General features: G+C 66.9%; 13 protein-coding genes. 9 read left to right on the top strand and 4 right to left on the bottom strand.

Annotated features, from left to right (window positions below):
• Window positions 1-57 precede the first annotated feature (57 nt).
• Window positions 58-1,092, top strand: coding sequence for an aspartate-semialdehyde dehydrogenase (locus tag ACOJTB_RS00600; RefSeq protein ID WP_420100566.1), 1,035 nt, complete (start codon window positions 58-60; stop codon window positions 1,090-1,092).
• Window positions 1,093-1,383: 291 nt separating this feature from the next.
• On the top strand, window positions 1,384-2,235 hold the full coding sequence (locus ACOJTB_RS00595; protein ID WP_420100565.1) for a DMT family transporter: 852 nt from the start codon (window positions 1,384-1,386) through the stop codon (window positions 2,233-2,235).
• Window positions 2,236-2,298: 63 nt separating this feature from the next.
• Here the strand turns inward: ACOJTB_RS00595 and ACOJTB_RS00590 are convergent, their stop codons facing one another.
• Window positions 2,299-2,964, bottom strand: a complete 666-nt coding sequence (locus ACOJTB_RS00590) for a TetR/AcrR family transcriptional regulator (protein ID WP_420100564.1) — start codon at window positions 2,962-2,964, stop codon at window positions 2,299-2,301.
• A 144-nt stretch (window positions 2,965-3,108) separates the two neighbouring features.
• On the opposite strand from ACOJTB_RS00590, the gene ACOJTB_RS00585 reads away from it, so the two are divergent.
• From ACOJTB_RS00585 to ACOJTB_RS00560, 6 genes are all read left to right on the top strand, one after another.
• Window positions 3,109-4,320 carry an efflux RND transporter periplasmic adaptor subunit gene (locus tag ACOJTB_RS00585; protein WP_420100563.1) on the top strand — a complete coding sequence of 404 codons (1,212 nt, stop codon included), beginning with the start codon at window positions 3,109-3,111 and terminating at the stop codon, window positions 4,318-4,320.
• 143 nt (window positions 4,321-4,463) lie between these two features.
• The gene (locus ACOJTB_RS00580) at window positions 4,464-6,050 is read left to right on the top strand and encodes a DHA2 family efflux MFS transporter permease subunit (protein WP_420100562.1); all 1,587 of its coding nucleotides are present in this window, start codon (window positions 4,464-4,466) and stop codon (window positions 6,048-6,050) included.
• 180 nt (window positions 6,051-6,230) lie between these two features.
• Window positions 6,231-6,764, top strand: coding sequence for an iron response transcriptional regulator IrrA (gene irrA, locus ACOJTB_RS00575; RefSeq protein WP_420100561.1), 534 nt, complete (start codon window positions 6,231-6,233; stop codon window positions 6,762-6,764).
• A 25-nt stretch (window positions 6,765-6,789) separates the two neighbouring features.
• Complete coding sequence (locus ACOJTB_RS00570; RefSeq protein ID WP_420100560.1) at window positions 6,790-7,074, top strand: (2Fe-2S)-binding protein; 285 nt, start codon at window positions 6,790-6,792, stop codon at window positions 7,072-7,074.
• 140 nt (window positions 7,075-7,214) lie between these two features.
• Entirely contained in the window at window positions 7,215-7,706 is a 492-nt protein-coding gene (gene bfr, locus ACOJTB_RS00565) for a bacterioferritin (RefSeq protein ID WP_420100559.1), read from the top strand.
• Between the two features lie 101 nt (window positions 7,707-7,807).
• The gene (locus ACOJTB_RS00560) at window positions 7,808-8,350 is read left to right on the top strand and encodes an MOSC domain-containing protein (protein ID WP_420100558.1); all 543 of its coding nucleotides are present in this window, start codon (window positions 7,808-7,810) and stop codon (window positions 8,348-8,350) included.
• A gap of 77 nt (window positions 8,351-8,427) precedes the next feature.
• Here ACOJTB_RS00560 and ACOJTB_RS00555 read toward each other — a convergent pair whose 3' ends face one another.
• On the bottom strand, window positions 8,428-9,108 hold the full coding sequence (locus tag ACOJTB_RS00555) for a cold-shock protein (RefSeq protein WP_420100557.1): 681 nt from the start codon (window positions 9,106-9,108) through the stop codon (window positions 8,428-8,430).
• A 286-nt stretch (window positions 9,109-9,394) separates the two neighbouring features.
• Between ACOJTB_RS00555 and ACOJTB_RS00550 the strand changes: the two genes are divergently transcribed.
• Window positions 9,395-10,087, top strand: a complete 693-nt coding sequence (locus ACOJTB_RS00550; RefSeq protein WP_420100556.1) for a GNAT family N-acetyltransferase — start codon at window positions 9,395-9,397, stop codon at window positions 10,085-10,087.
• A gap of 79 nt (window positions 10,088-10,166) precedes the next feature.
• On the opposite strand, the gene ACOJTB_RS00545 is transcribed toward ACOJTB_RS00550, so the two are convergent.
• Window positions 10,167-10,871, bottom strand: a complete 705-nt coding sequence (locus ACOJTB_RS00545) for an AprI/Inh family metalloprotease inhibitor (RefSeq protein WP_420100555.1) — start codon at window positions 10,869-10,871, stop codon at window positions 10,167-10,169.
• A 241-nt stretch (window positions 10,872-11,112) separates the two neighbouring features.
• Complete coding sequence (acs, locus tag ACOJTB_RS00540) at window positions 11,113-13,059, bottom strand: acetate--CoA ligase (RefSeq protein ID WP_420100554.1); 1,947 nt, start codon at window positions 13,057-13,059, stop codon at window positions 11,113-11,115.
• Window positions 13,060-13,217: the final 158 nt, after the last annotated feature.

The raw sequence follows: 13,217 nt of genomic DNA, 5'->3' as shown, positions 1-13,217 counted from the left end.
GCCGGGCGGCTCCCAAAGGGAGATCCGAACCGTACCATCCGCAAAGGATCTGATCAGATGAGCTTCAAGGTCGCAGTCGCCGGGGCCACCGGCAATGTGGGCCGCGAGATGCTGGACATCCTCGCCGAGCGCGCCTTCCCCGTTTCAGAAGTCGTGGCCCTGGCCTCAACGCGCTCGGTCGGCACCGAGGTCTCGTTCGGTGACAAGACGCTGAAGGTGAAGGCGCTCGAGCATCACGATTTCTCCGACACCGATATCTGCCTGATGTCGGCCGGCGGCGAGATCTCGAAGGAATGGTCCCCCAAGATCGGCGCGCAGGGTTGCGTCGTGATCGATAATTCCTCGGCCTGGCGCACCCATCCCGACGTGCCGCTGATCGTGCCCGAGGTGAACGCGGCCGCCGCCGCGGGCTTCACCAAGATGAACATCATCGCCAACCCGAACTGCTCGACTGCGCAGCTGGTCGTGGCGCTGAAGCCGCTGCATGAGCGCTTCGGCGTCAAGCGCGTCGTCGTCTCGACCTACCAGTCGGTCTCCGGCGCCGGCAAGGAGGGCATGGACGAGCTCTTCAACCAGACCCGCGCCGTGTTCTCGGCCGGCGAGGTCACCACCAAGAAGTTCCCCAAGCGGATCTCCTTCAACCTCATCCCGCAGATCGACGTCTTCATGGAAGACGGCTTCACCAAGGAAGAGTGGAAGATGATGGTCGAGACCAAGAAGATCCTCGACCCCAAGATCAAGCTGACCGCGACCTGCGTGCGCGTGCCGGTCTTCATCGGCCATTCGGAGAGCGTCAACATCGAGTGCGAGAAGCCGGTGACCGCCGAGGAGGCGCGCGAGGTGCTGCGCACTGCGCCGGGCATTCTGGTCATCGATAAGCACGAGCCCGGCGGCTACATCACCCCGCACGAGGCCGCCGGCGAGGATGCGACCTATATCTCGCGCATCCGCGAGGATTCGACCGTCGAGAACGGCCTCGCCTTCTGGTGCGTCTCGGACAATCTGCGCAAGGGCGCCGCGCTCAACGCGATCCAGATCGCCGAGGTGCTGGTCAACCGCAAGCTGATCCAGCCGCGCAAGCAGGCGGCCTGAGACGGTCCGGCTTCGGCCGGTAGCGGACGGGCCCGCGCCGGGCCCGTCCTGTCATCTTCGGTCCTCGGCGGCGGCACGGGGCGCGTGCCGGCCCCGCGCATGCGCGCTGCGCCGAGTTTGCGCAGCGGCTCGCCGGCACAGCGGCTAGATTGCGCGAGCCGATGCGTATCGCTTTGCACCGGCCCGCCCGCCTTTCGCACCCCGGACCTCTCTTTGCCCCAGCCCGATCTGCCCGAGACCGCTGCGCTTGCGCCGCCCGCTTCGCCGAGGCGCGAGAATGCTTTCGTCGGCATGGCGATCATGCTGGTGGCGACGGTGTTCCTGTCGGCGGGCGATGCGGCCTCGAAATATCTGGCCGCGGATGTGCCGGCGCTGCACATCGTCTGGCTGCGCTACATCACATCGGCCGCGATCCTTCTTGCGATCGTCGCCGCGCAACGCGGCCAGGCGCCGCTGCGCACGAAGCGCCCCGGCCTGCAACTGCTGCGGGGGCTGGCCGCCATCGCCGCCTCGATCTTCTTCGTGTCCTCGCTGCGCTCGCTGGCGATCGCCGATGCCACGGCGACGGGCTTCGTCGCGCCGCTGTTCGTCACGGCGCTGGCGATGCCGCTGCTGGGCGAGAGGGTAGGCTGGCGCCGCTGGCTGGCGACCATCACGGGGCTGATCGGTGTGCTCATCGTGGTGAGGCCCGGCGGGAGCGGCTTTCAGCCCGCCTCGCTGCTCCCTGTGCTCTCGGCGCTCGCCTGGGCGCTGTCGCTGATCATCACCCGGTTGATGAGTGGGACCGAGAATCCGCTGGCGACCCTGACGTTCTCCACGGTGTTCGGCGCCGTGGTCGCGACGCTGCTGCTGCCGCTGCACTGGGTGCCGCCGACGGCGCAGATCGCCTCGGTCGGGCTGTTCATCGGCGCGGTCTCGACCGCCGGGCACTGGCTGGTGATCACATCCTTCCGCCATGCGGGCGCCTCGCTGCTCGCGCCGCTCTCCTATATCCAACTGGTCTGGGCATCCGTCTTCGGCTTCCTGCTCTTCGGGAGCCTACCGGATCTGTGGACCTGGGTCGGCGCCGCCATCATCGCCGCATCGGGCCTCTATACCGCGCATCGCGAGCGCGTCCGGGCGAGGGCGATCCTGGGGCGCTGAGCGATGCGCCCGCGCCGGCGCAGCTTCAGTCTATCGTCGATGCTCAAACCGCTCCCAAGGCGATCAAGCGAGCGCGGTCCCGTAGCGGGCCATGAACATCGCGACCGCCGAATCGACCACCCTACCGATCTCGTCCTCGCTGGGCGGGGTAGGTACGGCGTTGAACAGCCGCGGCCGGGTCAGTGTGCTCTGGCACAGATCGAGAAACTGCACCGCAGCGAGATAGGTGTCCTCGATCTCGAGCTGGCCCTCTGCGACCCTGCGGTCGAGATAGCCGGCGAGTTGCAGGGAGCCGAGCATCGGGCCCTTTTCGTAGAACTCCCTGCCGAGCTCCGGCATGCGCTCGGCCACGCCGATCACGACGCGATGGGCGCTGACGGCGAGTTCGCTGTTGATCATGCGGGCGATGCAACGCCCGAAATTGGCGAGGCCGCGCCTGGGGTCCGCATCGTCGTTCAGGGCCTCGACGGCCGTGCGCTTCTGCGCTTCGCGCTCGCGCTGGATCAGCGCGACGAAGAGATGCTCCTTGTCCTCGAAATAGACGTAGAGCGTGCCCTTGGAGACCTGCGCCGCCGCCGCGATGTCGCTCATGCTGGCCGCGTCGAAGCCGCGCGCGGTGAAGACCTGCAAGGCGCCGTCCAGAATCTGCCGCCGCTTGTCGGGATCGGTGCCGGCGATGCGCCGGTTTCGAGCGCCTGTCTTTACGATCGGTTCGGAATTGCTGTGCATGGTCCGTGGGCAGGGTGCGACCGCTCGCCGCAGGCATGAGAAAGAATCGAACCAAGTGGTTCGATCGAGCTTGATATGCGTCAAAGCCCGCGCTAATTCAAGCGCCATCGAACCGCTTGGTTCGAATTGAACGCAGGACGCGCCATGTCTGCCGATACCGTTTCCGAACCGCGCCGCGATCGCCTGAAACTCGTCGATCCCGCGGCCGAGAGCCCGCAATCCGAGCCGTCCATCGCACGCGAGCAGAGACAGGCCCCGGCGCAGGAGCAGTCAGCCCCCGCTGGCGGGACGAAAGCGGAGACGAAGCAGGGGGGCAGCGCATTGAAGCGTGGCGCGCTGATGCTGATCGGCGTGGCGGCGGTCGGCGCCGGACTCTGGTACGGGATCGACTGGTGGCGCAATGGCCGCTTCATCGTTTCGACCGACGACGCTTATGTCGGGGCCGAGATGGCGACCGTTTCGGCCAAGCTCGCCGCCAATATCGCGACGGTCGGCGTCGTGCAGAACCAGGAAGTGAAGGCCGGCCAGCCGCTGGTCACGCTCGACGACGGCGATTGGCGCATCGCGCTCGACAGCGCCCGCGCCAAGACCGCGACGGCGCGCGCGACCCTGGCCCGGATCGACAGCCAGATCGAGGCCGGGCGCGCAGCCCTGCAGCAGGCGCAGGCCCAGCAGGTATCGGCCGAGGCGGCCGTCACCCGGACCAGCGCCGATTACGAGCGTGCCAGCAGCCTGGCGGCCAAGTCCTATGGCTCGCAGGCGACCCTCGATGCCGCCACCGCCGCGCGCGACCAGGCGCAGGCCTCGCTGGTGAGCGCCAAGGCCGGGGTCGCGCAGGCCGATGCCAATATCAAGGTGCTGCAGGCGCAGCATCTGGAGGCCGCGCGCCAGATCGACGAGCTCAAGGTGGCCGAGCAGAAGGCCGAGCGCGATCTCGGTTTCACCCGCATCAACGCGCCGATCGACGGCGTCGTCGCCAATACGAATGTGCAGCTCGGTGACCTCGTCAGCTCCGGCAAGAGGCTGATGTCGATCGTCCCGCTCGATCAGGTCTATGTCGACGCCAATTTCAAGGAGACGCAGATCGCGCCGCTGAAGATCGGCGACAAGGCGACGATCAGGGTCGATGCGCTGCCGGACCAGGTCTTCCACGGCACGGTGAGCGGCATCGCCGGCGGCACGGGGTCGGTCTTCACGCTGCTGCCGCCCGACAATGCCACCGGCAATTTCACCAAGATCGTGCAGCGCGTGCCGGTGCGGCTGACGCTCGACAAGGCCGAGACGGCGCGCCATCTGCTGCGGCCCGGCATGTCGGTCGTGGTCTCGATCGATCCGCGCTCCGAAAAGCAGCGCTGAACGGCGCTGTCTTCGCCCTGTCGGGCGCGGGACGGGCCGGCCGCCAGCGGTTTGAACTGTGCCGGTCGATGCCGGCGAGAATCCGCATCCGCTGCCGCATCGTCTCGGGACGACGGCGCGGTTCGCAACGAGGACAGGCCGCCATGGCCACTGCGACGCTCGATAGCCCCGCCGGACGGCCGGCCCCCGATGCCATCCCGATGCGGCGCATCTTCGCCTTCATCGCCATGGTGTTCGGCATGTTCATGGCGATCCTGGACATCCAGATCGTCTCGGCCTCGCTGGCGGAGATCCAGGCCGGGCTTTCGGCCTCCTCGGACGAGATCGCCTGGGTGCAGACGGCGTATCTCATTGCCGAAGTCATCATGATCCCGCTCTCGGGCTATCTCAGCCGGGCGCTCTCGACGCGGGTGTTCTTTTCGATAGCGGCAGCGGGCTTCACCATCTCCAGCGTGCTGTGCGCCATGTCCTCCTCGATCAACGAGATGATCCTGTGGCGCGCGGTGCAGGGCTTCATCGGCGGCGGCATGATCCCGGGCGTCTTTGCGGCGGCCTTTACGATCTTCCCGCCGTCGAAGCGGCCGATCGTCTCGCCGATCATCGGTCTCGTCGCCACGCTGGCGCCCACCATCGGCCCGACCGTGGGCGGCTATCTCAGCAACGCCTTTTCCTGGCACTGGCTGTTTCTCGTCAATGTCGTGCCCGGCATCGGCGTGACGATCGCGGCCTGGACACTGATCGATTTCGACAAGCCCGATCACGGCCTGCTTAAGCGCTTCGACTGGCTGGGCCTTGGCAGCATGGCGGCCTTTCTCGGCAGCCTCGAATATGTGCTCGAGGAGGGTACGCGGCTGGACTGGTTCGAGAGCGAGGAGATCGTCGTCTTTTCGGTGGTGATGGTGGTCGGGGCGGTGGTGTTCTTCTGGCGGGCGCTCACGCGCGATGATCCGCTGGTGGATCTCTATGCCTTCAAGGACCGGAATTTCGCCTTCGGCTCGCTGTTCTCCTTCTGCATGGGCATCGGCCTTTACGGGCTGACCTATCTCTATCCGGTCTATCTCGGGCGCATCCGCGGCTATGACGCGCTGATGATCGGCGAGACGATGTTCGTCACGGGCCTGTGCATGTTCCTGATGGCGCCGATCGCCGGCCGCCTTTCGGCCAAGCTCGATCCGCGCATCATGATGATGATCGGCTTCAGCCTCTTCGGCTTCGGCACCTGGATCGCCTCGCACATCACCTCGGACTGGGATTTCCACGAGCTGCTCTGGCCGCAGGTGCTGCGCGGTTGCGGGCTGATGCTGTGCATGGTCCCGATCAACAACATCGCCCTGGGCTCACTGCCGCCGCAGCAGCTGAAGAACGCCTCCGGCCTCTACAATCTCACCCGCAATCTGGGCGGCGCGGTCGGGCTCGCGGTCATCAATACCCTGCTGAACACACGAACCGATCTGCACATCACCCGGCTGCACGCGATGGTCTCCGCCGGCCGGCAGGTGGCTGAGGAGGCGATCGCCAACACTGCGCGCAATTTCGCCGATTTCGGCGATGCCGCGCAGACCATGGCGCTCCAGGTGATCAGCCAGCGGGCGCACAAGCAGGCGATGATCCTGGCGTTCGGCGACGTCTTCTTGGCGCTGACGGGCATCTTCGTCGTGCTCGTGGTCCTGACGCTGTTCCTGCGCAAGCCGCCCGCGCCCAAGCCCGGAGCCGCCGGAGCGGGGCACTGACGCCGGAGGCGCCGCAGCACCGCTCGCGCCGATGGCCTGCGACAGGGCTGCGACGTCGTCGCCATTGACTTAACCCGGGCCATGCGTCAAATATGTTAACAATATCAGCAGTTTAGACGATTTCTAAACTGTGGCGCCGGGCGGATGGCGCGAGACGAGGCGTTTGGGAAGGCGTTTGGAATGAGCATGTTGGGCGGAAAGGATCGCGAGCGGCAGGCCGTGGCGGCGGAGCATATTCCGTGGCCGCAGAAGAGCCCGACCTCCTGCCCGATCAGTTCGGTGAAGGCGCGGCTGCGCACCGCCGGCCTGCGGCCGACGCGCCAGCGCATGGCGCTGGGCTGGCTGCTCTTCGCCAAGGGCGACCGACATGTCAGCGCCGAGATGCTCTATGAGGAGGCGCTGCGCGCGCGCGAGCCGCTCTCGCTGGCGACCGTCTACAACACGCTGCGCCAGTTCTCGGAAGCGGGGCTGCTGCGGCAGGTGTCCGTCTCCGGGCCGAAGACCTTCTTCGACACCAACGTCTCCGAGCACCATCACTTCTACAACGAGGATGATGAGACGGTGACCGACATCCCGGGCTCGATGATCCAGGTCTCGGGGCTGCCCGAGGCGCCCGAGGGTATGGAGATCGCATCCGTCGAGGTCATCGTTCGCCTGCGCCAGGCCGATGGCACCATCGTCGAGCGCAAGCGGGTTTCCGGCCAGCACGCTTGACCCCGAAAGCCGGGATGGTCCGCCGATGATCGTCTGTTCCTGCAACGTCATCTCCTGTCGCCAGATCAAGGGCACGATCGCCGCCGATGGCAGCGGTCCCAAGACGGCGGGCGAGGCCTATGACTGTCTCGGCTGCAGCCCCGATTGCGGGCGCTGCGCGCGCGCCGTGAGGGCCCTGCTGGCCGAGGCGCGGGCGGGTTGCGCGAGCCAGTGCGGCAGCTGCGCCAGCCGCGACATCGCCTGCGCCGTCCATGTCAGCGTCGGCAAGATGCTGGACGATCTGCCGCGGCTGGACTCGGCCGCGGCCTGAGGCTTCCGCGCGCCGGTCGGACGGCCCGTGCAGGGGACCTCTCGGCGCCATCCTGCGACGAGCTGCATTTTTTTCTTTCCAATTGTTCAAGTCTCTCTTAGCTTCTCGTCCGTATCATTGGGTAGGCGAGGAGCATTCCCGTGCAGGGTGATAAAAAAGTCATCGAATACCTGAATAGAGGTCTTCGCTCGGAACTCACCGCGATCAATCAGTACTGGCTTCACTACCGGATGCTCGACAATTGGGGGCTGAAGGAGATGGCCAAGACGTGGAAGAAGGAATCCATCGAGGAAATGGTCCATGCCGACCGTTTCGTCGATCGCATCCTCTTCCTCGAAGGTTTCCCGAATTTGCAGACGCTGGACCAGCTGCGCATCGGCGAGAACGTCAAGGAGGTCATCGAGTGCGATCTGGCCGCCGAGGTCGAGGCGCGCGCGCTCTATCAGGAAGCGGCCCGCTACTGCCGCGAGATCGGGGACTATCCGTCGGAAGACCTGTTCAAGGCGCTGATGAAGGATGAGGAAGGCCATATCGACTTCCTCGAGACCCAGCTCGACCTGATCGGCCGGATCGGTCTCGAACTCTACACGCAGAAGCATGTCGGCGGGCTCGAAGGCGACGACGGCCACTGAGCTTGCCGATGCAGGCAGGCGCTGCGATTCAGCCGGTTCCGCCATGCGGGGCCGGCTTTCGCTTTTCAACGGCCGATGCGAGGACGTTCCGGGGGGGGTGCATGACGGCGATGGTGATTTCTGTGAGCGCGGCGAAGGGCCATCGCTTCAGCAAGCCGGTGCTCGGCGCGATATCGCTGCTGAAGGGACTCGGCGTGGCGGGGGACGCCCATTGCGGTGAGACGGTGAAGCATCGCTCGCGCGTCGCCATCGATCCGACGCAGCCCAATCTGAGACAGGTCCATCTCCTCCACGCGGAATTGCTGGAGGAGCTGAACGCTGCGGGCTTCGGCGTCGCGCCGGGTGACATGGGTGAGAATGTCCTGACCCGAGGGATCGACCTGCTCGGCCTGCCGACCGGCGCCCGGCTGCGGCTGGGCGAGACCGCCTGCGTGGAGATCACGGGCCTGCGCAACCCCTGCGCTCAGATCGATGCCTTCCGGCCCGGCCTCCTCAAGGCGGTGCTCGTCCGCGATGGCGAGGGCCGGATCATCCGCAAGGCGGGGGTGATGGGGATCGTATTGGAAGGGGGCGAGGTGCGCCCCGGCGATCCGATCACGGTGACGCTGCCGAGCGGGACGCACCGGCCGCTGGAGCGGGTCTGACACCGCCTCCTCGTTTCCATGAAAAAACCCGCCGGCTTGGCCGGCGGGTGAGAATGCCGTCGTGAGACGGTTTCGTCTCAGATGAAGCTGACGTTCGCCGCTTCCGGGCCCTTGCGGCCGGCACGGATCGAGAAGCGCACGCGCTGGCCGTCCATCGGCGGCTGCAGGCCGCTGCGGCTCAGCGAGGAGACGTGCAGGAACACGTCCGGCCCACCCTTGTCCGGCGCGATGAAGCCGAAACCGCGTTCCGAGTTGAAGAATTTGACGGCGCCGTCATAGGGGCCTTCCAGCGGGCCGCTGTCGCGATCCTGGAAGCCGCCGCCGCCACGCGGGCCGCGATCGCCGCCGCCGAAGCCGCCACGGTCGCCGCCGAAGCCGCCGCGATCACCGCCATAACCCCCGCGGTCACCGCGGTCGAAGCCGCCGCCGCCGAACTGGTCGCGCGGGGGACGGGGCGCGAAACCGCGCGGGGCGGAGGCGCCGCCCGGGGTCGCGGTCGAGGCGTCGATCTCATGGACCGTGACGACCTGCAGGCCGCGGCGACCTTCGCCGAGGTCGACGATGATGGTGGCACCCGGCTGAAGGTCCTGCTGATCGAGCGGGCCAATCGCGGACACATGCAGGAAGACGTCGCCAGAGCCGTCCGACGGCGAGGCGAAACCGAACCCCTTCTCAGGGTCGAACCACTTGATCTTGGCTTCGATATTTTCGTGCGTGACGAAAGGCTGGGCAGCAGCAGGCTTGCGACGATCGAACATGGAGCTTCAGGACTGGAGTGACCGGGAGCCCGCAACTTAGCTCATGCCGGGCGCGCCGTCATCGGGGTGACGATGAAATTATTGCATGGGATTTTCGTGGCCGACAGTGCTTTTTTCCGCGCCGTCCCCAGATCAACGCAGACGAAGAGCCTGCATGATTGCATCAATTCTTGGCAGTCAGGATGGTTCTGCGCCGACAAAAGGCATGACTGCCGTCATTTCGATCTTGGAAAAGCCGCGATCAGACGCAATGTGAGCCTCGCGCACGGCTCCGTCGCGCTTTGCGATGGAGCCGGCCAAGCAAGGCTCTAGGGAAGAACGCCTCCTGTTCGATAGCGCGCTGCGCGGTTCGGGAGATGAGAACGTGAAAGACATGACGTTGACGGCCGCTTCGTTCGGTCGAGGTGAATTCCGCCGGCTCTGGCTCTCCGAGCGCGAAGTGTTCATCGAGCACCTGCTGCGGCTCGACCCGCTGACCCGCAGGCAGCGGTTCGGCACGGCGGTGAACGACGCATTCCTGCAGAATTACGCCGTCACCACCTTCGGGGTCGGCGGCATCGTCTATGCCTATCTCGAAGACGGCATCGTGCGGGGTGCTGCCGAGTTGCGCGGGCTGGAGGATATCGCCGATCGCAGCGGCGAGGCGGCCTTCAGCGTCGAGGGGGGCTGGCGCCGCCGCGGGATCGGCGGCGCGCTGTTCGAGCGGCTGATCACGGCCGCGCGCAATCGCGGCATCCGCACGCTGTACCTCACCTGCCTGCCGCAGAACGCGGCGATGCGGCGACTGGCAGCCAAGTTCGAGGCCGATCTCGTCGGCGGATACAGCGATGTCGAGGGCGTGATCGCCACAGGCGGGCCGACGCCCTTCACCGTGCTCGACGAGGCGCTGGACCACGCGCAGGGCTTCGCGACGCTGGCCCTGACGATTCAGTCGCGCTTCTGGCCGGCGCGGCTGTTCGTGCGCGCTCTGGCCCCCTGAGGCGCCACCGCCTCAGGGGGCCGACCCGTTTCTCGAACGTCGCGATCGCGTGCCTTCGGACACGCGATGGTCGAGGGACTCAGCGGTTCATCGAGAGCGAGGCGCCGGATTTGGTGACGGCGCCGTCGAGCCCACCGCCCGACGAACGCAGGCGGGCGGCTACCGTGCCGCCCTGCTGGTAGAGATAGACCTCGCCGTCGCGATAATCCCAGGCCGAGATCTTCTGCAGATCGCGGTTGGCGCAGCCCGACGCCGAGGCGCGGTAGAGATCGAGCGTCGGCGTGCTGGACAGAACGACGCGGCAGGTGCCGCCGGTCGCTTCGCGCGCCGTCCAGCCGCCGATCAGCCCGTCGCGGCCGCTGGGGCGGGAGCTGGCCGGCGGGCTCGCGGTGGGGGCGGGCCCCAGCCCTGCGACCTGCCCGCCCGCCGCGACCGGCGCCGAGGGAGCGGCCGCGGGGGGCACTCCGGGCTGCCCGGCCAGCGGTGGCTGGCCCGGCGGCATGCCGGGGGCAGGGGTGTAATAGGGGTCCTGCGGCGGGGGCAGAGCGCCGCCGGCCGTGGCCGAGGACGGCGCGGCGGGATAACCGCCCGGAGGCGGCAGCGGCTCCGAGGTTACGGGGGCCGAGCTGATCGCGGGAGCGGGCGGCAGCGGCTGGCTGTAGGACGGCGCGCTCGCAGTTGGACTGGAGAAGCGCTGGGAGCCGGCACAGGCGGTCAGCGCCAGCAGCGGAAGCAGCGCCGCGGTCTTCGCGAACGTGCTCGCAAAGCTCCTGGCCGTTGTCATGCTCTTGGCATCCGTCTTCATGCAGCGCATCCGCTCCCACCCGCCAAACTCTGCGTCATCGTCGCTTCATCCCGATGAACGCGGCATGACAACGCTGTAGCGCACAGCGCCCCGCTTGCGAACCCGCCGCAAGCCCCCGGGTTCCCGTGTCGAAGCGAAAAAGGCGCGTCGCGGGCGGCGCGCCTCGTCTTGCGTGCGACAGGGCTCTGCGGGCTGCCAAAGCCTGGCCGGTGCGGGCGCGTCAGCCGGCCTTGCGCTTGTTCTGGCGGTGCTCGATCAGGTCGTCGACCACACCGGGGTCGGCCAGGGTCGAGGTGTCCCCCAGCGCGCCGAATTCGTCCTCCGCGATCTTGCGCAGGATGCGGCGCATGATCTTGCCCGAACGGGTCTTGGGCAGGCCGGGGGCGAACTGGATGAGGTCCGGAGAGGCGATCGGTCCGATATCCTTGCGCACCCAGGCGACCAGCTCCTTGCGCAGCGCCTCTGTCGCCTCCTCCCCGGCCATCAGCGTGACATAGGCGTAGATGCCCTGGCCCTTGATGTCGTGCGGGTAGCCGACGACCGCCGCCTCCGAAACCTTGGGATGGGCGACGAGCGAGGATTCGACCTCGGCCGTCCCCATGCGGTGGCCGGAGACGTTGATCACGTCATCGACGCGGCCGGTGATCCAGTAATAGCCGTCGGCGTCGCGCCGGCAGCCGTCCCCGGTGAAGTACTTGTTCGGATAGGTGGAGAAGTAGGTCTCCTCGAAGCGCTTGTGGTCGCCATAGACCGTCCGCATCTGGCCCGGCCAGCTCTCGGCGATGACGAGATTTCCCTCTGTCGCGCCCTCCAGCACCTTGCCCTCCGCATCGACGATCTGCGGCTCGACGCCGAAGAAGGGCCGCGTGGCCGAACCGGGCTTCAGGCGGGTGGCGCCCGGCAACGGGGTGATCAGGATGCCGCCGGTTTCGGTCTGCCACCAGGTGTCGACGATCGGGCAGCGATCGTCGCCGACGACGCGGTGATACCACTCCCAGGCTTCCGGATTGATCGGTTCGCCGACGGAGCCCAGCAGGCGCAACGAGGCGCGGCTGGTCGTCTTCACCGGCTCCTCGCCGGCGCCCATCAGCGAGCGGATCGCGGTCGGCGCCGTGTAGAAGGTGTTGACCTTGTGCTTGTCGATGACCTCCCAGAAACGGGAGATCGAGGGATAGGTCGGGATGCCCTCGAACATCAGCGTCGTCGCGCCGTTGGCGAGCGGCCCGTAGAGGATATAGCTGTGGCCGGTGACCCAGCCAACATCGGCGGTGCACCAGTAGATGTCGCCGTCATGATAGTCGAACACGTATTGATGCGTGATCGAGGCATAGACGAGATAGCCGCCGGTGGTATGCAGCACGCCCTTCGGTTTGCCGGTCGAGCCCGAGGTGTAGAGGATGAAGAGCGGGTCTTCGGCATTCATCGGCTCGGGCGCGCATTCGGCCGAAACCTTGGCCGCTTCCTCGTGATACCAGACATCGCGGCCTTCCTGCATCGCGATGGGGCCGCCGGTGCGGCGCACGACGATGATGGTCTCGACCGCGGTCTTCTCGGCGGCGGCATCGACATTGGCCTTCAGCGGCACCTTGCGGCCGCCGCGCAGCCCCTCGTCGGCGGTGATGACGACGGCCGATTCCGCGCCCTCGATCCGGCCCGAAAGCGAATCCGGCGAGAAGCCGCCGAAGACGACGGAATGGACGGCACCGATGCGGGCGCAGGCCAGCATCGCATAGGCGGCTTCCGGGATCATCGGCAGGTAGATGGTGACGCGGTCGCCCTTCTTGACGCCCTTGGCCTTCAGCACATTGGCGAATTTGCCGACCTCGGCATGAAGCTCGCGATAGGTGATGCTGCGGGATTCGGACGGATCGTCGCCCTCCCAGATGATCGCGACCTGGTCGCCGCGCTTGGCGAGATGCCTGTCGATGCAGTTATGGGCGACGTTGGTGATGCCGTCCTCGAACCATTTGATCGAGACGGCGCCGGGCGCGAAGCTGCTGTTGCGGACCCTGGTATAGGGCGTGAACCAGTCGATGCGCTTGCCATGCTCGCCCCAGAAGGCGTCCGGATCGGCGATCGAGGCGGCATAGAGCTCCTGGTATCGGGCGTCGTCCAGATAGGCCTTGCGCGCCCACTCGGCGGGGACGTCGTAGATCTTCTCGGACATGAACGCTTCTCCTCGGCCCTAGTCTTGCGGAGCGCGAGCGAGAGGCGCCGGCTCCATCGTTCTTGCGCGGTCCATCGGCAACGGATCGCTTCGATTGGGCGGCATCATAATCCGCGCGGCCCGACCGGCAAGGCGGAGGGCCATCGCACTTTGGTGTC

The sequence above is a fragment of the Allobosea sp. genome, from assembly GCF_048595345.1.
GTDB lineage: Bacteria > Pseudomonadota > Alphaproteobacteria > Rhizobiales > Beijerinckiaceae > Allobosea.
This window is presented reverse-complemented; position numbering and strand designations above follow the sequence as displayed.

What these genes read in the sequence shown, in the direction of transcription:
- ACOJTB_RS00560 (WP_420100558.1), top strand. Translation starts at nt 7,808, where the DNA reads ATGACGGCGATGGTGATTTCTGTGAGCGCGGCGAAGGGCCATCGCTTC.
- ACOJTB_RS00595 (WP_420100565.1), top strand. Translation starts at nt 1,384, where the DNA reads ATGGCGATCATGCTGGTGGCGACGGTGTTCCTGTCGGCGGGCGATGCG.
- irrA (WP_420100561.1), top strand. Translation starts at nt 6,231, where the DNA reads ATGAGCATGTTGGGCGGAAAGGATCGCGAGCGGCAGGCCGTGGCGGCG.
- ACOJTB_RS00570 (WP_420100560.1), top strand. Translation starts at nt 6,790, where the DNA reads ATGATCGTCTGTTCCTGCAACGTCATCTCCTGTCGCCAGATCAAGGGC.
- ACOJTB_RS00600 (WP_420100566.1), top strand. Translation starts at nt 58, where the DNA reads ATGAGCTTCAAGGTCGCAGTCGCCGGGGCCACCGGCAATGTGGGCCGC.
- ACOJTB_RS00590 (WP_420100564.1), bottom strand. Translation starts at nt 2,964, where the DNA reads ATGCACAGCAATTCCGAACCGATCGTAAAGACAGGCGCTCGAAACCGG.
- ACOJTB_RS00580 (WP_420100562.1), top strand. Translation starts at nt 4,464, where the DNA reads ATGGCCACTGCGACGCTCGATAGCCCCGCCGGACGGCCGGCCCCCGAT.
- acs (WP_420100554.1), bottom strand. Translation starts at nt 13,059, where the DNA reads ATGTCCGAGAAGATCTACGACGTCCCCGCCGAGTGGGCGCGCAAGGCC.
- ACOJTB_RS00555 (WP_420100557.1), bottom strand. Translation starts at nt 9,108, where the DNA reads ATGTTCGATCGTCGCAAGCCTGCTGCTGCCCAGCCTTTCGTCACGCAC.
- ACOJTB_RS00545 (WP_420100555.1), bottom strand. Translation starts at nt 10,871, where the DNA reads ATGACAACGGCCAGGAGCTTTGCGAGCACGTTCGCGAAGACCGCGGCG.
- ACOJTB_RS00585 (WP_420100563.1), top strand. Translation starts at nt 3,109, where the DNA reads ATGTCTGCCGATACCGTTTCCGAACCGCGCCGCGATCGCCTGAAACTC.
- ACOJTB_RS00550 (WP_420100556.1), top strand. Translation starts at nt 9,395, where the DNA reads ATGGAGCCGGCCAAGCAAGGCTCTAGGGAAGAACGCCTCCTGTTCGAT.